This is a genomic window from Vibrio halioticoli NBRC 102217 (assembly GCF_000496695.1).
Taxonomy (GTDB): Bacteria; Pseudomonadota; Gammaproteobacteria; order Enterobacterales; family Vibrionaceae; genus Vibrio; species Vibrio halioticoli.
The window spans coordinates 15,620-35,062 of the sequence record NZ_BAUJ01000058.1 but is presented as its reverse complement, the minus strand read 5'-3'; the positions used below and the strand labels follow the sequence as shown (position 1 = coordinate 35,062).

The 19,443-nt window shown below is 44.5% G+C and carries 16 protein-coding genes; 9 read left to right on the top strand and 7 right to left on the bottom strand.

Translation table 11 applies throughout. From position 1 onward, the window contains the following. The first annotated feature begins 1,041 nt into the window (after positions 1-1,041). Entirely contained in the window at positions 1,042-2,427 is a 1,386-nt protein-coding gene (locus tag VHA01S_RS14910) for an NCS2 family permease (RefSeq protein ID WP_023405187.1), read from the top strand. Between the two features lie 133 nt (positions 2,428-2,560). On the opposite strand, the gene soxR is transcribed toward VHA01S_RS14910, so the two are convergent. After that, positions 2,561-3,016, bottom strand: coding sequence for a redox-sensitive transcriptional activator SoxR (gene soxR / locus VHA01S_RS14905; RefSeq protein WP_023405186.1), 456 nt, complete (start codon positions 3,014-3,016; stop codon positions 2,561-2,563). 115 nt (positions 3,017-3,131) lie between these two features. Between soxR and VHA01S_RS14900 the strand changes: the two genes are divergently transcribed. Both VHA01S_RS14900 and VHA01S_RS14895 read left to right on the top strand, forming a co-directional pair. Further along, complete coding sequence (locus VHA01S_RS14900; RefSeq protein WP_023405185.1) at positions 3,132-4,346, top strand: MFS transporter; 1,215 nt, start codon at positions 3,132-3,134, stop codon at positions 4,344-4,346. Positions 4,347-4,442: 96 nt separating this feature from the next. Beyond that, a complete protein-coding gene (locus tag VHA01S_RS14895) occupies positions 4,443-4,901 on the top strand; it encodes a YHS domain-containing (seleno)protein (protein ID WP_023405184.1) in 459 nt (152 codons plus the stop codon). An 82-nt stretch (positions 4,902-4,983) separates the two neighbouring features. Here the strand turns inward: VHA01S_RS14895 and VHA01S_RS14890 are convergent, their stop codons facing one another. Next, positions 4,984-5,322, bottom strand: coding sequence for a TehB family protein (locus VHA01S_RS14890; protein ID WP_023405183.1), 339 nt, complete (start codon positions 5,320-5,322; stop codon positions 4,984-4,986). Positions 5,323-5,332: 10 nt separating this feature from the next. Then, positions 5,333-5,587 (bottom strand): hypothetical protein, encoded by a 255-nt coding sequence (locus VHA01S_RS14885; protein ID WP_023405182.1) that lies wholly within the window; start codon positions 5,585-5,587, stop codon positions 5,333-5,335. Positions 5,588-5,843: 256 nt separating this feature from the next. Here VHA01S_RS14885 and VHA01S_RS14880 point away from each other — a divergent pair, with 256 nt between their 5' ends. Beyond that, positions 5,844-6,614, top strand: coding sequence for a siderophore-interacting protein (locus VHA01S_RS14880; protein ID WP_023405181.1), 771 nt, complete (start codon positions 5,844-5,846; stop codon positions 6,612-6,614). A gap of 92 nt (positions 6,615-6,706) precedes the next feature. Here VHA01S_RS14880 and VHA01S_RS14875 read toward each other — a convergent pair whose 3' ends face one another. Beyond that, on the bottom strand, positions 6,707-8,860 hold the full coding sequence (locus VHA01S_RS14875; protein WP_023405180.1) for an alpha-amylase: 2,154 nt from the start codon (positions 8,858-8,860) through the stop codon (positions 6,707-6,709). A gap of 83 nt (positions 8,861-8,943) precedes the next feature. Here VHA01S_RS14875 and VHA01S_RS14870 point away from each other — a divergent pair, with 83 nt between their 5' ends. Then, positions 8,944-9,642, top strand: a complete 699-nt coding sequence (locus VHA01S_RS14870; RefSeq protein ID WP_023405179.1) for a hypothetical protein — start codon at positions 8,944-8,946, stop codon at positions 9,640-9,642. A gap of 154 nt (positions 9,643-9,796) precedes the next feature. After that, complete coding sequence (locus VHA01S_RS14865) at positions 9,797-10,705, top strand: aldo/keto reductase (protein WP_023405178.1); 909 nt, start codon at positions 9,797-9,799, stop codon at positions 10,703-10,705. 109 nt (positions 10,706-10,814) lie between these two features. On the opposite strand, the gene VHA01S_RS14860 is transcribed toward VHA01S_RS14865, so the two are convergent. From VHA01S_RS14860 to VHA01S_RS17920, 3 genes are all read right to left on the bottom strand, one after another. Beyond that, a complete protein-coding gene (locus VHA01S_RS14860; protein WP_023405177.1) occupies positions 10,815-12,014 on the bottom strand; it encodes a Bcr/CflA family multidrug efflux MFS transporter in 1,200 nt (399 codons plus the stop codon). Positions 12,015-12,136: 122 nt separating this feature from the next. After that, positions 12,137-12,964, bottom strand: a complete 828-nt coding sequence (locus tag VHA01S_RS14855) for an AraC family transcriptional regulator (protein WP_023405176.1) — start codon at positions 12,962-12,964, stop codon at positions 12,137-12,139. Positions 12,965-13,008: 44 nt separating this feature from the next. Beyond that, positions 13,009-13,632 (bottom strand): glutathione S-transferase family protein, encoded by a 624-nt coding sequence (locus tag VHA01S_RS17920; RefSeq protein WP_023405175.1) that lies wholly within the window; start codon positions 13,630-13,632, stop codon positions 13,009-13,011. 350 nt (positions 13,633-13,982) lie between these two features. On the opposite strand from VHA01S_RS17920, the gene VHA01S_RS14845 reads away from it, so the two are divergent. From VHA01S_RS14845 to VHA01S_RS14835, 3 genes are all read left to right on the top strand, one after another. Continuing rightward, positions 13,983-14,870 carry a DUF6279 family lipoprotein gene (locus VHA01S_RS14845; RefSeq protein ID WP_023405174.1) on the top strand — a complete coding sequence of 296 codons (888 nt, stop codon included), beginning with the start codon at positions 13,983-13,985 and terminating at the stop codon, positions 14,868-14,870. A 240-nt stretch (positions 14,871-15,110) separates the two neighbouring features. Next, positions 15,111-16,268: an efflux RND transporter periplasmic adaptor subunit gene (locus VHA01S_RS14840; protein WP_023405173.1), complete on the top strand. Its 1,158-nt coding sequence runs from the start codon at positions 15,111-15,113 to the stop codon at positions 16,266-16,268. A gap of 4 nt (positions 16,269-16,272) precedes the next feature. Further along, a complete protein-coding gene (locus VHA01S_RS14835; RefSeq protein ID WP_023405172.1) occupies positions 16,273-19,425 on the top strand; it encodes an efflux RND transporter permease subunit in 3,153 nt (1,050 codons plus the stop codon). Positions 19,426-19,443: the final 18 nt, after the last annotated feature.

The window sequence follows — 19,443 nt, the reverse complement described above, 5'->3', positions numbered from 1 at the left end:
CTTAAAGTTTTCCATAATAATACCTTTGGATTTTTGGGTGTATAGAACACCACTTATATAATGTAGGATGTTATTTTTAATTACGTGTATTTATTAAATCTATTTTATTAATCACGTAAGTATACAGACTCACTCTATTATTTTATTAGAGTTAAGTTTATTGGTGGAGCTTTATTATTTAAAGTTATTGGTCAATATTTATATAAGTAAAAGTTAACTATATTGAATCTAAATATTTTCTATATAATTTAACGTTAAACTTGTTTGCTTACGGCCAACCTAAAAGACAACAATCACAGTACAGAACTCGCAAGTTAATGGGAGGTTCTGTTGAACGGATTTATGACTAATGGTCAGTGGTAAAAATAAAATATTGACTTATAACAGTGGTTTACAAGGTTACTCTGACGACAAGTGGAAAGACAACTGATGATCAATATTATACCAAGCTAACAGGGTTAGCTCTTTTTCAGATTGCGATTTGTAGTAGATAGACATTTGATGTCTCCGTTTTATTCTGCAATGTTGTATAACTTGATGGAAAGAATAATAGTGCATATTAATAATGAATGAAACGCCAGTTAATTATAATTGTGACGAATGGGCAAATGAAGATCACAGATAAGGTCTATTCACTATTAAAATAGAGTTTTATTGAGTATTTCACTATATTTAATTTGATCACCGTCAAATTTATACTTTGGTCATTCATTGCCTATTAACTAAAATGAGTAACACCGCAAAGAATAAGCAAATGATAGTTGTTTCATATCGATAGTATTCATCGTAATTATGAATGGTAATTTCATCGCAAAGTAATACTAAGATATAAAGATATGTCTTATTAGTTGCCATTTATGCAGGATCTGGACGATTCTTAGTGGGCTGTTCATTTTTTCTGCTAAATATGGTGCACAAACGATTTTAACTATTGCACACGCAAACGTTTAGCTGTATTTTTTCGCCACTGAAATTTTTACTAACATTTTTATGGGAAACGAGCTTGTCAGGGGCTTTTCCAACAAACACAAAGGAAACAAAATGTCCGAGAATACATCAAATCAGTCCTCAAAAGCGGGACTGAATGATAATGGCACATCTGCTACTGGCGGCTGGCTTGATACATTCTTTTTGATTTCACAGCGCGGAAGTAACGTTCGCCGTGAAGTAGTAGCGGGGTTAACTACCTTCTTAGCTATGGTGTATTCCGTAATCGTTGTGCCAAGCATGCTAGGCAACGCAGGTTTTGACCAAGGTTCAGTGTTTATCGCAACCTGTTTAGTGGCGGCGTTTGGTTCTCTGTTAATGGGGTTATGGGCAAATCTACCAATGGCGATTGGTTGTGCTATTTCATTGACCGCATTTACCGCTTATAGCTTAGTATTGGGTCAAGGCGTATCTATCCCGGTTGCTCTAGGCGCGGTATTCCTAATGGGTGTGGTCTTTACGGCTATTACCGTAACGGGTGTGCGTCAGTGGATTTTAACCAACTTACCATCAGGTATCGCGCACGGTACGGGTATTGGTATTGGCTTATTCCTACTACTTATCGCCGCAAGTGGTGTTGGTCTTGTGATCAAAAACCCAGTTGCTGGCTTGCCTGTAACCTTGGGCGAATTCACTTCTCTACCTGTAATCATGTCAATGCTAGGTCTAGCGGCGATTTTTGGCCTAGAAAAACGTCAAGTTCCTGGCGGCATTCTATTGGTTATCGTGGCTATCTCGATCTTTGGTCTTATTTTTGATCCTGCAGTGCAATACCAAGGTTTCTTCGCTCTGCCTAGTATCGGTGGCGACAGCTCTTTGATTGGCTCTATGGATATCATGGGCGCACTTAACCCAATCGTACTACCAAGTGTACTGGCATTGGTAATGACAGCGATCTTTGATGCAACGGGTACAATCCGCGCAGTAGCAGGTCAAGCTAACCTTCTTGATGAGAAAGGCAACATCATTGATGGCGGCAAAGCGCTGACTTCTGATTCTATCTCTAGCATCGTATCTGGTGCGGTGGGTGGCGCGCCAGCAGCGGTTTACATCGAATCAGCAGCAGGTACAGCAGCAGGTGGTAAAACCGGTCTAACAGCAGTAACGGTTGGCGTTTTGTTCCTTCTACTATTGTTTGTGGCTCCAATTAGCTACCTTGTTCCTGCTTACGCAACTGCGCCTGCACTTATGTATGTAGGTCTGTTGATGCTAGGTAACGTTCGTAAATTGGACTTTGAAGATTCAGTTGATGCACTTTCAGGTCTTGTATGTGTGGTATTTATCGTACTCACAGGCAACATCGTAACGGGCATTATGCTTGGCTTCATGTGTCTAGTGGTTGGCCGTGTGTTCGCGGGTGAGTGGAAACGTCTAAACTTCGGTATCTTATTGATCACCATTATTTTGGTTGTGTTCTACGCTGGTGGTTGGGCTATCTAAGCTTCGCTATACAACACAGTTAAATAGAATTATGAATACCCAGCCAATTGGCTGGGTATTTTTTTACGTGAGGGGTTATATCAATCGCCGCAATTAACGGTCATCGTGTAAGGCTAATAAAACACGTCAAAGCTTACTCAATATTGCTAGACCATTCTTCAGGGTGAGTGAGTATGGTTTTGTCAGCAAATTGCTTTGCTCGAATGTCTTGCGGGTTGTAAATCGCGCACGATTCCATAGATAAACAACCGCAACCAATACAGCCACCGAGATCGTTTTGCAGTGCTTTTAACTGCTCAATACGATGTTCGAGCATGGCGTTCCAATTTAACGCCATTTGTTCCCAGTGCTGACGGTTGGGAGCTTGATGCTTGGGTAAATCTGCCAGTGACGTTGCAATCTCATCTAAGGTCAGCCCAACCATTTGCGCCGCTTTTATCACTGCAATTCTGCGTATTACGCTGCGATGATAACGTCTTTGATTGCCCTGATTTCGCCAACTGTAGATAAGCGCTTTTTGTTCATAAAAATGTAGGGTAGAGACCTTAACCCCAGTTCTTTTTGCTACCTCACCAATGGTCATTTCCATAAATTATCCCCGTATCCGTTTCGCCTTTTTGCGTAATTTAATGAGAAAGCGCTTTACCTCAAGTTAGCTTGAGGTATTAACCTAGCATCAAATAAGCAATAAATGGAATATAAGTATGGAATTGACCGTAAAAAATCGTACACGCCCCTATCTGACAGGACGGCTCTTTGATGGTATTTCATCCGGTTTATTTATGATGGCGCTCCCTTGGATCATGCTATCTACTCCAAATATGGGGGTATTTGTCGCGATACTGGCGCTGACATGTACCGCACTTTCGTTTTGTCTGACTCCCATTTTCTCAACCTTGATTGATAGAACCTCAAGGAAATACTTGCTGATATGGGTGCAGGTATTACAAACGAGCATGGCTATTTTAGTCGCACTCGTTTATGGATTGGGGTATGCATCCCTGTGGTTGTTAGCCATTGCGCAGATAGTATTTTGGACATCCAGTAACTTAGCGTGGACGGCCAATAACGCCTTTACCCAAGAGAATTTTGAGCAGCATGAATATGCGGCGCTTTCAGGGAAGCAAGAAGTGATAATGCAAGGCGCTACGTTAGGCGCAGGGGCATTAGGTGTGCTGTTACTAGAAAGGTGGGGTATGTATGAATTTGCCTGTTTTGCAGCTAGCGCCTCAGCCATCGCAACGGTCAGTTATATATTAACGCCATATCGCCGACAATTACGTCAATCAAAGGCAGTTTCTTTTGTCACGCAGATGAAAGAGAGTCGCGAGATATACACTCAAAGGCCACACTTCTATGTATTCTTGATGCTGTCAGCATTGAGCTACCCAATCTTAACTTTTTTAACTAAGTTGGTTCCTATTTGGTTTTCCGAAATGGGTATCTCTGGTGATTGGTTTGCCGGCTATAACATTGCCTTTGGCATGGGATCATTAATGACGGGATTATTGGTCAGTCGTTTATTAGGCTTGGGCTCTCATCAACGGATTATGATGGGTTCTATGGGGCTTGCCACCATCATGCTTGTGGGAATGAGTCTGTCACCATCGCCACACTTTATATTGGTCTTCACGTTTTTATTTGGCACCTTTAACGCCTTAAATCGAATTGCTCGTACTAATTGGATGCATCATAGTATCCGCATCGATCAACGTGGCCGAGCCGATGGCGGGTTGCAGATGTTTGCGACATTAGCGCAAAGCATCAGCTATGTTGGCATTGCGTTTCTAAGCCATTTTGGTATCACGCAACTCGGTTTCTTTATTGCCGCTGGTGTTATGTTGTTCGCGGTCTTGATGATGATGCGTCTTAACAATAGATTGCACGGCGCGCGTAAAATAAATCCATCGCTTACTTGAATGTCTTTGATAACTATAGCTAAAAATTGTGCTGAAAGTTTCTTTTGATAGATAGTGTCTATTCTATAAGAGACAAATAGCCAAGGAGGCACAGCAATGAAGAAGAAAGCCACAACTAGAATAAGCATGTTGATCGCAATCGGCCTGTTATTTTTCGCCAGATCCGTATTTGCATTGGATGCGGTGTACAGCGATTTTCTTGGGAAAGCGATTAAAGGCTATGATCCCGTGGCGTATTTTACGATGCAAAAGGCGCAAAAAGGGGATAAGCAGTATCAATATGAATGGAAGGATGCGACTTGGTATTTTTCGTCTGAAGAAAACCGAAACTTGTTTGTAGCAAACCCAGAAAAATATGCTCCGCAATATGGGGGATATTGTGCATGGGCAGTCAGCAATGGCTATACCGCGAAGATTGATCCAAATGCTTGGTCTATTTATGAAGGCAAACTTTACCTTAATTACAACCAATCTGTTCAGGTAAAATGGGTAAAAGATGTACCGAATAATATTGCTAAAGCGGATGGTCACTGGCCAACATTGTTGGCGCAGTAACCCTTGTTCTGCGGTTTTTTTTCAATAACTGTAGCCAAGAAAAGAGAGGCGCGCGCCTCTCTTAGTCTTAGTTATTTGTTAGTTATTTCTTAGCGTTAAACATTTTTTCGTTACGCTTGTCTGAATCAGACCAGAAGTTGATGTTGAATTGTGCATCATCAGACATTTCAATGCGGTGCCAGTATTGCGGTGGGCTAGTTGCAAATTGACCGGCATTGATCACTACAGTGACTTCAGGTTCTGTCGCATCGCCATCAGCAAAACCGTAGTAAGTTACAGTACCTTCCATTACAACAAGCTGACCAAATACTTCTGCCGCAGTGTTGTGATGAGTAAGCAAAGCTTGTGGCACGCTGTCTTTAGTGAAAAATGGAGTAGAACGTTGGATAGTCCAGTTTTTTGGGATTCTTAAATGGCTCATAATTTTTCTCCTACACACCGGTTGGTGCGATTGATGTAAAGGTAACTGTAGACTGCTTTGCGATAGAGTGTTGAGATTGATTGAGATCCTGCAACACAGTATTTTTCAGCAACGAAGACCAGATAGAGTGCACAGCATTTTGGATGCCTTTAAAAAGCAAACTGGCAGAAGAGTTACGCTCTTTTGCGAAGCAGTGTGCGGATTGGCATTGAAGCTCCTCAATGTAAGCCTCTGCAGTTTGGTTTTCTAAAAACATCTGATACATGATGGTCTCTTATCGGTTTGATTATCTATTTGATACTTTATACATAGCAATTGCCGTGCCAAAAAATTAAACCATTGAATTTCAAGCACTTACAGGAGCAAGGTTATTTTTTTGTCATATAGACAATCTCGTTTCGTTATCGCAAACACAAATAATTATCATTTAGATAATGCAGTTCTCTTTTCAGGGTAATTTCTCGCCTGTTTAAGTGAACACTTCTAATCTAAACGAAGGACAGATAAATAAGGCAGGGAATATGAGTCGAAAAAAACCAACACCTAAGCGAGTGACCGTCATTAGTACGCAGCGTATTTCTCCCAATATGCAAAGAGTGGTGTTACAAGGCGAGGCACTGGCTAATTTCCCAGAAGATTGCGCAGCAAGCTATGTTAAGTTTTTGTTTGACGGGAAGGGCAATACCATTTCTGAGATAGCGCCCGATTCTCGGCCAATTATGCGCACTTATAGCATTCGACGTTTCATGCCAGAGACTGCCGCTATTGAAGTCGATTTTGTGCGTCACATTACCCAAGACCCAGACAGCGGTTTTGCAACTCGTTGGGCCGATGCCGCACAAGTCGGCGATGAGATTAGTTTGATGGGGCCGGGCGCAATCGCGTCCATTAATAATGATGCCGATTGGTTTTTTATGGTGGCGGATATGACAGGTTTGCCCGCTTTATCAGCCAAGCTGCAAACATTGCCTAAGCAAGCGATAGGGTATGTGGTGATCAAAGTCACTCATCAAGACGATATTCAACCCCTTTCGCTCCCGAGCAATATGCAAGCTACTTGGATTACAGATGAGCCATTAAATAAAACAGTGCAAGCATTGCCTTGGCTGGACGGTTCTCCCTTTGTTTGGGTGGCGAGCGATTTTGATTCTATGCGTGAGCTACGCCAATACTTTAGAAACGATAAAAACATCCCGAAAGATGACATTTATATCAGCAGTTATTGGAAAGAGGGCATTGCAGAAGACGGGCATAAAGTATTGAAAAAACAAGACGCCGAAGCGCATGAATAACGTGGGTTGTAGTTTTTAAACAGTTAAACCAGCAAGCTCCATGTTACATGTTACATGCTTCATAGCATAAGCGGCTTGCTGATTCATTTCTGTTATCTACCTGAATAATACACGATCACCGCATCATCATCGAGGGTGCGAGAGAAAGCGTAACCTCTGCTCTGCTTGAGATCTTTATGTACGCCGCCGCCAATCGCTGGGTGGCGCTGGCGAAATTGCCCCAGTGTTTGCCAGTGTTCTAACAAATCCTCTCGCTGTGCATCAAGCTTCCACAACATATCTGAGCGTGTGCCTTGATGAAAATCGTCCGCATACGGGCCAATTTCTCTGGCTATTTCGTCGCCATAATAAATTTGAATAGCGCCCGGTGATAGCAATAAAGCATTGGCCGCATTGCGTTGCATCTCAAAAGATTTGAAGCGTGAAAAGAACAACTCGGTATCGTGAGAAGACATATAGCTAACAGGCGTATATCCCGGATTTTGCTGAATTTCGGCGCTGTAATTGGCATAAGTCTTACGCATGTCAGAGAAACAGGTCGCCCCTCTATCCAATTGTTTTTGCATATCAAAGTTAATTAGAGCGTCAAAGCCCTCATCGGCATACGGTGAGCGATAAGCCGAATGCGCCCATACTTCCCCCATCATCCAAAACGGTTGCTGCGGGCGTTGGTTCTCTTTTTGCCATTGTGCTAATTTTTCACTGGCTTGCGCTTTTAGATCCAGCCAAACATCGCCTTCCACGTGTTTTACTGTGTCGACACGAAAAGCATCGATGCCAAAACGTTTCACCCAGTCGGTTTGCCACTCGACTAAATAATCAGCAACCCGATAATGCTCTTTTGCCACTACATGCGTGCCGGGGTTATCCAACAACCACTGCGGTGGTGTGACAAACTTATCTGATTCGGTTTTAAAATCAGGCAGTCCAGCTAGCGTTAATGTTTTGTCACTGCTACCAGGTTTGTCGTACCCCGGCAGACCTGAGCGCACCCAATCTGCGCCCCACCATTGCGACCAATTTTGACTCTGGTAGTCGATAAGTTCATGAGAGGAGTGCCAGTTTTTGCCTGATTTCGGTTGCCATTTAGTGAGATCTTGGTCTTTGGCAGCCGCTGTGAGGACATCAATGTTATCAAATTCAAGATCGGCTAAGGTGGCATAGCCTGGGTGATTGATCACCGCATCTAACATTACCTTGATGCCGCGTTTGTGCGCTTGCTCGACCAATGTTTTCAGGTCGTTGTCATTACCAAAGTTTTCATCAATCTTGGTGAAATCTCGTGACCAATAGCCGTGATAAGCATAGAAAGGAAAAGAGCCTTTATCGCCACCACCCACAAAGCCATGCACTTGCTCTACAATAGGAGAGAGCCAAATAGCATCGGTGCCAAGGGATTGAATATAATCAAGTTTGTTGATTACACCTTGTAAGTCACCGCCATGGAAGGTGCCAATCTCTTGCTTACCATCGTGCTGACGCCCATAGCTATGATCATTACTGCTATTACCATTGTTGAATCTGTCTACCATCACAAAGTAGATATTGGCATTGCGCCAATCTAACGATTTTGCGGTGTGAGGTTGAGGTTGAGGTTGAGGTGCAGGGGAGGCTTGTTCAATGAGCATCACGCTTCCCGTGTTGCGAGTGGGGTTGAATACCACCACACCATTTTTCACTGTCGCCACTTGCCCACTAAAGGCTTCTTTTAGGCGCGTACCGTCAGCAAACGTGTCAGCCACATTAATTTCTGCTGGCATATCGCTATAAACTTCACAACCGACTTTAGGTAAAGGACGGACAAAGGTTTGTTTTTTCGATTGTGTTGGTTGGCGTTTGATCAGCAGAGTGTGTTGCTGATTGTCATAGAAAATGGCGTAGTCACCAGAAAATCGAATATTAAATGGCAGTTCAGTTTGCGCATGACAATTGAGCGCAAGCGGGGTATTAAAACGTATTTTCTGCGATGAGTCAGATGCACAATCTCCGTTTAATCCAGTGACGGTGAAGGTATATTGGTTCTTATTTAAGGTAACGATCAAAGGCTCACTGGCGCTAAGAGGGAAATCTCGCGCTGTGGTTGAAGTGGCGATAGAGATATTTGGGCCTGCGGCGTAGGCGAGCTGCGTACTTAATGCGAGAGTGCTTAAAGTGATGGCACTTAAAGCAAGTGTATTTAAAGTAAGTACATTTAAAGTAAAAGAGCTGAGTACGGCGCTATAAGCGAGGCTTTTTCTTATCGTCATAAAGGTTCCCTTGGTCGTAAATAAACTCACTTTAGAATGACCAAACTCAGCATGTAGCTCAAATAGCTTGATGGGAATTTGCAGTGCAGATCATCAACTGCGCAAAGCTAATGGAGTACAGTAAACACTATGTTTTATTCGAATCTTCAACACCTTATGTCGCAGAGATCACAGATATGATGCTTTGGAAAAAGTGGCTTTTAGTTGGCGGATTGATGCTGTTGGCTCCGTTGCCCACTAAACTTTTTGCCGCTGCTCACCCGCTGTGGTTTGCGCCTTTTATTTCGTCACAATTTGCGCTGTGGTCAGCAAAAGAGTTTGCTCAATCGGGTGATTGGTTTGATTGCGCTGAAGAGGATGCCGCAGATGACGCGCCACTATTTTGCAGCGATCAAATAGTGATACACCGAACGCCTATGTATGCGCTGGTGTCATTTGCGAGCAATCACAGTCCCACACTTAGCCCCGTACTGACATTAAGCAGTGACTTTAGCTTAGTGCACTTTAATCAGTTGCAATTGGGTTTAAGAAGCGATGGCTTTCAGTTGGTCAATATTGAGCTAGGGGGTGGGTCATTGGATATAGAAAAAGCATTAAGCAAAGCCCCTGCCACTTTGGTTGATAAACAAGTACAGCAGCTTTTGCAGCGTTACCGAGCCAGTGAGCCAAGAGTGCTGCTGTGGCAAACCGCCGATGGGCAACGCTTTGTACAATGGAGCAGTGATAAAAACGGCATTCAACTGGTCTATTCGCTGACAAATCTCACATTCAATCCTCACTAACAAGGCGATAAACGGTTATGCCTTGCCCTGCAATGTGTGCCGAGTCTCGCAGTTTTAAGCTTCAGCGACGCAATTTAAATACTCGCTAATTGAGCAATGCCAACCCAGAACATAGGATGATGACTTACTCGACCGACAAAACTTGGAGTAGTTAATGGTACAGAAAGTGATTCTCGCCCCACAGGGACCGCAGTTATCAGAGTTAGTACAAGGATATTGGCGTGTTGCTGATTGGCATATGACCCCAGAGCAACGTCTTGCATTTTTGCGTCAGCACGTAGAGCTAGGCGTGACCACCGTCGATCACGCTGATATCTATGGCAACTACGAGTGTGAGCGCTTGTTTGGCGAAGCACTGGCATTAGATAAAAGCATTCGCCAGCAAATTCAAATTGTCACTAAGTGCAATATCATGCTCTGCGGCGACAAAACCCCGCAACGCAAAATCAATCACTACAACTCATCACAGCAACACATCATCGCTTCGGTAGAGAACTCGTTACGCAACCTGCAAGTCGACAATATCGATGTATTATTGCTCCACCGCGCAGATGCCTTAATGGACGCAGATGAAGTGGCGCAAGCTTTTGCAACCTTAAAAGCGTCAGGTAAGGTTTCGCATTTTGGCGTTTCAAACTTTACTCCGCGCGGCTTTGAATTACTGCAATCGCGCTTAGATGCACCTTTGGTAACCAACCAAGTTGAAATTAACCCATTAAACTTTGATGTTGCCGATGACGGCACACTCGATCTCATGCAAACCTTACGCACTCGCCCTATGGCTTGGTCGTGCTTAGCCGGTGGCGCTATTTTTGGTGGTGATACCGAGCAAGCACAGCGCGTTCGAGGTGAACTAGAAGCGTTAAAAGAAGAGTTAGGAGCATGCAGCATTGATCAAGTGATTTACGCTTGGGTCAGAAAACTGCCATCAAAACCACTGCCAATTATTGGTTCGGGTAAGATAGAGCGCGTAACCTCAGCGGTAGAAGCACTTAAACTGGATATGACCAACGAGCAATGGTATCGAGTATGGGTAGCGTCGAAAGGCCATGGTGTGCCATAGGCAATACATAAAAAGCAAAGACACTTAACGAGAAATGGCTTAGTTGCGAAGAACTAAGCCATTTTTGTTTATTTCAGATGTTTACAGAAAAGTCGATGCGCTATTTAAATTAAGCGTTGCGAGCCGTATAAACATAAGCGCAAGTTGCCCCTAACGCGCACAGCGCCATGCTCAATACCAAGGTGAAAGTCGGATTATGCGGGGAACCCGCCACAATGGATCCCAGTATAGCACTCATACCAAAGCGCATTGTCCCTGCTAGTGCCGATGCTGTGCCTGCCAAAGAAGAGTAGTTGTTGAGTAACAGCGCCATGCAATTGCTGTTGATCAGTCCGATAGAACCCACATACACCATGATGCAAGGAACCAATCCGACAATCCCTAAATCAAAGTACCACACATTAACTAAGCCAATGCTTGCCAGAACAATGAGTGCCAAACCAGCGCGCAATAAGCTGTGTACGCCAATACTCACTACCCATCTTGCATTGACCATAGTTAATAAGGTCATGGTAATCACGTTCAGACCAAACAGATAACCAAAGTGCTCAACCTTTACTCCAAAGATATCGATATAAACAAACGAACCTACGGTTAAGAATGAAAACATTCCGGTAAAGGCGAGTGAGTCACAAGCGATGAGTCCAAGGGATTTTTTATTGCGCAAAACCTGTATGTAATTTAGGAATATGGAGCGAAATCTAAGAGGTTGACGTTTTTCTACCGGCAGTGTTTCTGGCAACTGCTTAGCAATAAGCAGGATCATTACTACAGATAAGCTGGCTAGTAATATAAAGATTGAGCGCCAGCCAAACGACACAGTAAGGTAGCCGCCAATTAAAGGGGCAACCAATGGAGCTATGGTCATGATCAAACTGACCAGAGACATCACTCGAGAAAACGCCTCGCGATTAAACATGTCACGAATTAACGCCATCAGCACCACTGCGCCTGTGGCGCCGCTCAGTCCCTGACACAAACGAGAAAGTGTCAATGCAAAAACTGAATCGACAAATACGCTGGTCAGTGACGAGATGCCAAACAGAGCGATACCTATCATCAATACCGATTTTCGGCCATAACTGTCGGAAAGCGGCCCATGGATAATTTGTCCTATGGCAAAGCCTGCCATATAGATAGTTAAAGTGAACTGGATACTGTTGATACTGGTGGCGAGATCGGTTGCCATGATTGGCATTGCCGGCAAGTACATATCCATAGAAAGAGGCGTTAGCCCTGAGATAGCGCCAAGGGTGAGCATCATCGCTAGCGTTAGGTGAAATATGGGCTTAGAGTTTTTGGCTGTCATTATTTAGTCACATGCTTTGAGGTACAAAATTGCAGAAACGGCTTTGTACTTTTGAGAGTAGAACCCAAATTATGCGCTAAATAATGTGATGCAGGTATTCACAATAGACCGGAGTGTTAGCACTATTTGAACATTTTTAAGCGATAGTCGGTGGGTGAGCAACCCTCTTGGTTTTTAAATAAGCGGCTAAAATAGGAGCTGTCTTCATAACCCAATTGCTGAGCGATAGTTTGCACAGATTTTGTGGTAAAAGTCAGCTCTCGCTTTGCTTCTAAACAGACCCGATTAATGATGCTGGTGGTGACGGTTCTGCCTCGGCTATGTCTCATTAACTCATTGGTGCGCTTGGCGGTGAGGTTGATCGTTGCCGCGTAAAAATCGCAACGTTTATAGCTCCGATAATGTTGTTCGATAAGTGACTCTATCTTTAACACCCGTGGATCAAGAGCGCGGGGTTCGGATGATAAGCTCGTATCTTGTTTATAACGGCATAAGTATCGCAAGTAGCTAGACAGTAACGACTCCAATAGCGCGCTATTTTGTTCCTGATCCGCTTCTTCAAGCAGTTGCCACAGTTTGTTGAGTTGCTGCGCACCTTGTTCATCTAAATCTAAATAAGGTACCTGAAAGGCTTTATCAAAACCCAAGGTAAACATGGTCGCTTGTTGGCGAGTTGTGTGTTCAAAAAGCTCACTTTTGAAGGCGACAACACGCAATCCTCCTTTTAACTGCCGAGCATCGTGTACCTGATCGGGGGAGATAAGAAAGACGCGATTTTTAGCTAATGGGTATTGGATAAAGTCGATGCAATGGTGCCCGCGACTTTCTAGCGACCACATCACTTCATAGTAATCGTGGCGGTGCGGTAGCCAAATACCATCTGGCTCATGGCCTTGGATATTGAGCACTTTCGCCGCGCGGCCTTTGGGAATAATTTTACTTGGCACCATAACAACATCGACCTGAGTTAATTGTATATTTGGTCAGCGGGCGGTTAGCGCTGTTCTATTTGTTGTCGAATGGCAAAACTCGGTCTTGCCTCAAGACGCTGCTGATGAGACAGCAGCGCGGGGAATGAATCTAAAGCGAATCCTCCTCGCAGAGCACGGGTATAACACCAATGCAAATAGGTATCAAAAATAGACCACTGCTCGCCATACCACCATGTCGAGTTCTGTAAATGCTGATTAGCCATAGTGAAGTAAAGGATCAGTTGTTTGATTCCTTTGGCGACAACATCGTCGGTATCACTACTCTGGGTGTAATATGACGGCATACACACATGTCGCACCGATGGGTGTACCGAACTAGACAGCCACATGAGATCGGAATAGTACTGCGAGCGCTGTAAAGCACAGTCAGTATCGGGCATTAATTTTGATGACGTTGCTAGTGAATTTAGGTAGATCAAAATGGCAGGATTTTCTGTTAGGAGTTGTCCGTCTACCGTCACCGCAGGCACTTTACCGTATGGATTAATCTGCTGATAAGCCGGTGTTTTTTGCTCGCCGGATGCTAAATCAACTTTTTTAAACTCGCATTCAAGTCCTAATTCAATCATCGCTGTGATAGTCACGCCAGAACATGCGCCGGGCGCGTAGTACAACACTAAAGACATTCTAATAACTCCTTTTATACGTCTCCAATGGGCCACGGGAGACGTTATGTAGACACAGCGTGACATAGGTAAGAGTGTTGTACCCAATATTGGTAATTGCTGTATCAAGATGAGGGTGTAAATCCATTGGTCTAACTAAAACAGATTATCATTCGCGCTATGCAGGGGCTATTTATTTTTAGCAGTATGAGGGCGCTATCTTTAAAGAGACTATCGCTAATTCGCATTATGATTTTTTGTATTTTGATTCGCCATTTTCATAAGCTTCTACAATACTTTGCATGGACAGAGGATATTAAAATCAATCATTGAATTACTGCGATTGGTATCAGTTAAGGATGACAATACACATGCGCATGATAAGACTGCAGTTAGACGGTTTTTTGGCACTTAAGCGATGGCGATTAAAAAGCATAATCTTGGGGGCCCTATTACTGACGTTAACGGCGTGTACCGCAAAGATGGTCTATCGTAATTTAGATTGGGTGGTGCTTGAGTATGTGGAAGATTACGTCACCTTAACGGGGATACAAGAAGAGATACTCGATCAGCGTTTACAACAATTGGCGCTGTGGCATAAAACCGAAGAGCTGCCTCACTACCAAGCGCAATTGCAAACCTTATATGATGCGGAACTCTCTGCGGTGGATATGGCGTTTTTGCAGCAACAGCAAGAGGTGTTTCGGGCGCATATCCGTCGCCTATCTAATAAGGCCACGCCAGATGTGTATTTGTTGTCTCGCTCCCTTAGCAAAGGACAAATTGACGAATTTATCGAGAATTTGACTCTAAAGCACGAGATGTTCACAAAAAAATTCGCCAGTAAAAGCGACCAGCAAGCCAAACGTTACTACCAAGAACGAATTGAGAAAAATTTACATCGCTGGCTAGGCTCTGTATCCGATGAACAGCAAGTGATTGTCGAAACCTGGGTTAATAACATAGAGCGTTCACATAAAGAGTGGGCCCTGTATCGAATTACTATGCGCGATCGCATCCACACTATGTTTGCGCGCCGTGATGATCCGTTCTTTTATCAAAAAGAGCTGACCTTTTTAGTCAATGAACCAGAGCAGGTGTATCCAGAGCTACTTACCCTCCAACTAGAGCGCAATCGCCAGCTCGCTAATCAAAGCATTGTCAGCATACTTGCCACTGTTTCTGATGCGCAAAAGCGACACTTTCGTGAAGAAATCCAAGAGTGGATGGAGTTAGTTAAAGAGCTGCAAATTGAGTGATGGAAGATGTCATAGCAAGGTCAATATGCAACGCTATTAGGTGTTTTTAGATTGAATTAGCTTTTGTGATTGTCATACTTTGGCTAATACTTGTTATGAAACTAGTTTTGTAAATTTTAGTTACATTTGTTTTATTAATACTGCTGATTTTCACGAATACACTTATTGATTATCCATCTTTTGCGAGGGCGAAAAACACGCCTTTGTGCAAGAGAGTTTTGATTTTTAAAAGGTGTATTAATGAAGAAGTCGTTACAAGTAGTGGGTCTGGTGAGTGCTTTGATGCTTGCAGGTTGTGGGGAATCGCAAAAGCCACAACAAACCGCAGTCGCTCCTACTGTTATCGTCGAACCTGTTGCCATTGTCGCGTATCAGCCAAGCAAAGCTTATGTGGGTCGCATTGAGGCGGTGGAAGATGTTGATATCACTGCGCAAGTGACGGGTTATCTCAAACAACGTCATTTTAAAGAAGGTCAAATTGTCGAAAAAGGCCAATTGCTGTATACGATAGAGCCTTCTTCTTTTGAAGCTCAAGTTGCCAGCGCTAAAGCCTCTGTTGCCCAAGCAAGTGCTCACTTAAAACGTGCAGAAAACGATTATCTGCGTGCAAAAAACTTGCTTCCTAGAGGCAGTATTTCTCAGTCTGAATTTGATACCAAACAAGCCGAGAAACTGGGCGCTGATGCGCAATTGCAAGCAGCCAACGCGCAGTTATTGCTAGCACAAGTAAACCTCTCATATACCCAAATTACCGCGCCGTTTACCGGCCGTATTTCAGATACTAAAGTCAGCACGGGCGATCTACTTTCGCCATCATCGGGCACACTGACCACTTTAGTCAGCCTTGATCCTGTACACGCCGCTTTTCAACTTAGTGAAAGAGAGCGTCTAGCGTTTGGCTTTGATAAATACCAAGGCGATGGCGAATCCAATAGTGGTGAGTCCAATAGTGGCGGCGTAGAAGTGACGTTGGAGCTGGAAAATGGTCAGCAACATCCACAAAAAGGCACTTTAGACTTTGTGGGCAACCGCATTGATTTAACCACAGGTACATTAGCAGTGCGCGCTTTAGTGCCGAATGCACAGCATACTTTATTACCGGGTCAGCACATCAATGTCGTGATCGCTTCAACCAATACTCAAGATGCGGTGGCAATCCCTCGTCGCGCCGTGCAAACCGATGTCGCGGGTGATTTCGTGATGCTAATGAGTGAGGGCAACGTAGCGGAGCGACGCAATGTTGAGCTAGGTGCGCAGACTGAAAATGGAGTGATTGTGCACACTGGATTAGGCGAGGGCGATAAAATCATCGTCGGCGGATTACAGCGTGTGCGCAATGGCTTACCTGTGCAGGTAGCGCCAGCTAAAGCCGAATCTAAACCAGAAGCGGCGGAGTAATCATATGCTAAGTCGATTCTTTATCCAGCGCCCCAAATTTGCGCTGGTGATTTCAATTATTTTGACCTTGGCAGGTGTCATATCTTTGGCGGTATTGCCCGTTTCAGAATACCCAAGAATTAGCCCGCCATCGGTGAGTGTGACCGCTTACTACACAGGCGCTAGCGCCGAAACCGTCGAGCAGGCGATTGCCGATCCGATAGAAACCTCGGTCAATGGCGTTGAAGGCATGATTTACATGTCGTCAAAAAGTGCTAATGACGGTTCGTATAATTTGAACGTGACCTTTGAGGTGGGTACTGATCCTGATATGGCTCAGGTCAACGTACAAAACCGCGTTACGCAAATAGAATCTAAGCTGCCGCCAGAGGTGCGATCGGTCGGGGTGACGGTGAAAAAACGTTCGCCTGATATGCTGATGGTATTGAACTTCTATTCGCCTGACGGACGCTATGACGATCAGTTCTTGGTCAACTACGTTAACTTAAATATCAAAGATCAGCTCACTCGCGTGCGCGGCATTAGTGAAGTTAACGTCGTCGGCGGCGGTGAATTTGCCATGCGCGTATGGCTTGATCCGGAAAAGCTCGCCAGTTTAGGGCTGACCACCTCGGATGTGTATGCCGCGTTAAGTGAGCAAAACATTCAGGTCGCCGCCGGTAAAGTGGGCGCTCCGCCGTATGATGCAGCGACTGACGTAACCTTTAACCTAGTCACTAAAGGGCGTTTAGACAGCGTTGATGAATTTGAAAACGTCATGCTGCGCGCCAATCACAATGGTTCAGCGGTCTATCTAAAAGATGTGGCTCGGGTAGAACTCGGTAAAAAGTACTACGATGGTACGGGTCAGTTTCGCGGCGAAGATGCCTCGATTGTGATCTTAAATCTTCAATCTGACGCTAACGCCCTAGAAAGTGGCGAGTTGGTGATGAGCACTTTAGAGAAGTTAAGCGTTAACTTCCCTGATGGAATGGCCTATGAGAGCAGTTACGACACCACTTTGTTTGTCGAGGAATCGATAAAAGGGGTAGTCAAAACTCTGATTGAAGCCATCTTATTGGTGATTGCCGTGACCTACCTATTTTTAGGCAGTGCGCGCGCCACGTTAATTCCTGTGGTGGCAATTCCCGTATCGTTAATTGGTACCTTTGCGGTGATGCAAATCACCGGCTTTACCATTAATACGGTTACGTTATTTGGCTTGATCCTCGCCATAGGTATTGTGGTGGATGATGCGATTTTGGTTATCGAAAATGTCGATACCACTATGGCGAAAAACCCATCGCTGACACCAAGAAAAGCCACCTTAATCGCGATGAAAGAGGTGACAGGTCCAATTGTTACTTCAACATTGGTATTGCTGGCGGTATTTTTGCCAGTGGCGATGTTGCCGGGCATTACGGGGATCATGTATCGCCAATTTGCTTTAACCATCTGTATTTCAGTAGTGATTTCATCCATTAACGCACTGACCTTATCTCCAGCGCTGTGTTCACTGGTGCTAAAACAAGGCGGAGGCAATACCGCAGGTTGGTTTAAAGCCTTTAACCGAGGTTTGGATAAAGTGACTTCAGGTTATGGGCGCTTGGCAGGTTTCTTGGTTAAAAAAGGCCTGTTGTTAGTGGCGTTCTTCCTTGTGGCAGTAGCGTTGGTGACTTACTTTGGCAAAACCACATCCACCGCATTTGTACCGCAAGAAGACAAAGGCATTTTGCTGACTAATGTACAGCTACCTGACTCTGCATCGCTGTCTCGCACCGAAGCTGTGGTGGAAGATCTGGTCGGGCTGTTTGAGAATGAACCCGGAGTCGAAGGCGTTACTGTAGCAACTGGTTATGCCTTTATGACAGGAGCGGCGGCATCAAATGGCGCTTCACTGTTCGTGAAATTAAAAACTTGGGATGAACGCGCTAAGCTTGAGGGCGATCATTCATCGTTTGCGATTTCAAACAGAATCAATGCAGCTTCTGCGGCGCAAATTCCAGATGCTATGGTATTTGCCATGGGGCCGCCAGCGGTGCCGGGCATGGGCTCAGCCTCAGGTTTTGAGTTTGTATTAGAAGATACTTTAGGCCGCAGTCGCACCGACTTGGCGCAATTGATGAACGATGTGATTCAAGAAGCCAATAAACAGCCAGAGATTGCCTACACCTTTAGTACTTTCCGTGCCAATGTGCCGCACTATTATGTGGATATCGACAGAACAAAAGCCAAACAATTAGGCATTTCGCTCACGGATATCTTCCAAACCCTACAAGGTAACTTAGGCTCAATGTACGTGAATGATTTCACTATGCTGGGTAAGAACTTTAGGGTGACCATGCAAGCAGATAGCGAATACCGCTCGTCGATGGATGATTTGGAACGCTTTTTTGTGCGCAGTAATGAAGGGGTCATGGTGCCGTTAAGCACCTTGATTACTTACGAGCAAGTGTTTGAACCTGATGTGGCGTGGCGTTACAACATGTATCGCTCAGCAGTCATTCAAGGGCAACCTGCACCGGGATTCTCCAGTGGCGATGCGATTGAGGCGATGGAACGAGTTGCGGCCGAAATACTGCCACAAGGCTATCAGTACGAGTGGACAGGTATGGCGTATCAAGAAAAGATGGCCGGTAATCAAGCGATCTTTGCCTTTGCTCTAGCGCTGATCTTTATTTACTTGTTTATGGTGGCGCAATACGAGAGTTGGACTATTCCTATTGCCATTATCTTGGTGGTGCCAATTGCCACGTTAGGTTCTTTCTTAGCGCTGAATTTAGCTGGTATTCCGTTAAATCTGTATGCGCAGATAGGCTTGGTTCTGCTGATAGCATTGGCGGCAAAAAATGCGATCTTGATTGTAGAGTTTGCCAAAAATGAACGTGAAGAGAACGAACTCGAACTGGATAAAGCAGCGGTAATGGGCGGTAAATTACGCTTTAGAGCGGTGAACATGACCTCATGGTCGTTTATCTTAGGTATTTTCCCGTTAGTGTTTGCCTCGGGCGCGGGTCATATTAGCCAGAACTCATTAGGTATTTCATTGATTGGTGGTCTGCTATGTGTGCTCTTGGCGGGTACGTTATTGATTCCGGGCTTTTATGCCATGATTCAAAGACTACGCGAAAAAGCGCACGGCGGTAGTACTAAGCTGGTGGATCTTGATGATGAATAGCACCGGTTAGGTTATTGC

What these genes read in the sequence shown, in the direction of transcription:
- VHA01S_RS17920 (WP_023405175.1), bottom strand. Translation starts at nt 13,632, where the DNA reads ATGTCTTTAGTGTTGTACTACGCGCCCGGCGCATGTTCTGGCGTGACT.
- VHA01S_RS14895 (WP_023405184.1), top strand. Translation starts at nt 4,443, where the DNA reads ATGAAGAAGAAAGCCACAACTAGAATAAGCATGTTGATCGCAATCGGC.
- VHA01S_RS14890 (WP_023405183.1), bottom strand. Translation starts at nt 5,322, where the DNA reads ATGAGCCATTTAAGAATCCCAAAAAACTGGACTATCCAACGTTCTACT.
- VHA01S_RS14885 (WP_023405182.1), bottom strand. Translation starts at nt 5,587, where the DNA reads ATGTATCAGATGTTTTTAGAAAACCAAACTGCAGAGGCTTACATTGAG.
- VHA01S_RS14860 (WP_023405177.1), bottom strand. Translation starts at nt 12,014, where the DNA reads ATGACAGCCAAAAACTCTAAGCCCATATTTCACCTAACGCTAGCGATG.
- VHA01S_RS14865 (WP_023405178.1), top strand. Translation starts at nt 9,797, where the DNA reads ATGGTACAGAAAGTGATTCTCGCCCCACAGGGACCGCAGTTATCAGAG.
- VHA01S_RS14840 (WP_023405173.1), top strand. Translation starts at nt 15,111, where the DNA reads ATGAAGAAGTCGTTACAAGTAGTGGGTCTGGTGAGTGCTTTGATGCTT.
- VHA01S_RS14910 (WP_023405187.1), top strand. Translation starts at nt 1,042, where the DNA reads ATGTCCGAGAATACATCAAATCAGTCCTCAAAAGCGGGACTGAATGAT.
- VHA01S_RS14900 (WP_023405185.1), top strand. Translation starts at nt 3,132, where the DNA reads ATGGAATTGACCGTAAAAAATCGTACACGCCCCTATCTGACAGGACGG.
- VHA01S_RS14855 (WP_023405176.1), bottom strand. Translation starts at nt 12,964, where the DNA reads ATGGTGCCAAGTAAAATTATTCCCAAAGGCCGCGCGGCGAAAGTGCTC.
- VHA01S_RS14875 (WP_023405180.1), bottom strand. Translation starts at nt 8,860, where the DNA reads ATGACGATAAGAAAAAGCCTCGCTTATAGCGCCGTACTCAGCTCTTTT.
- VHA01S_RS14835 (WP_023405172.1), top strand. Translation starts at nt 16,273, where the DNA reads ATGCTAAGTCGATTCTTTATCCAGCGCCCCAAATTTGCGCTGGTGATT.
- soxR (WP_023405186.1), bottom strand. Translation starts at nt 3,016, where the DNA reads ATGGAAATGACCATTGGTGAGGTAGCAAAAAGAACTGGGGTTAAGGTC.
- VHA01S_RS14880 (WP_023405181.1), top strand. Translation starts at nt 5,844, where the DNA reads ATGAGTCGAAAAAAACCAACACCTAAGCGAGTGACCGTCATTAGTACG.
- VHA01S_RS14845 (WP_023405174.1), top strand. Translation starts at nt 13,983, where the DNA reads ATGCGCATGATAAGACTGCAGTTAGACGGTTTTTTGGCACTTAAGCGA.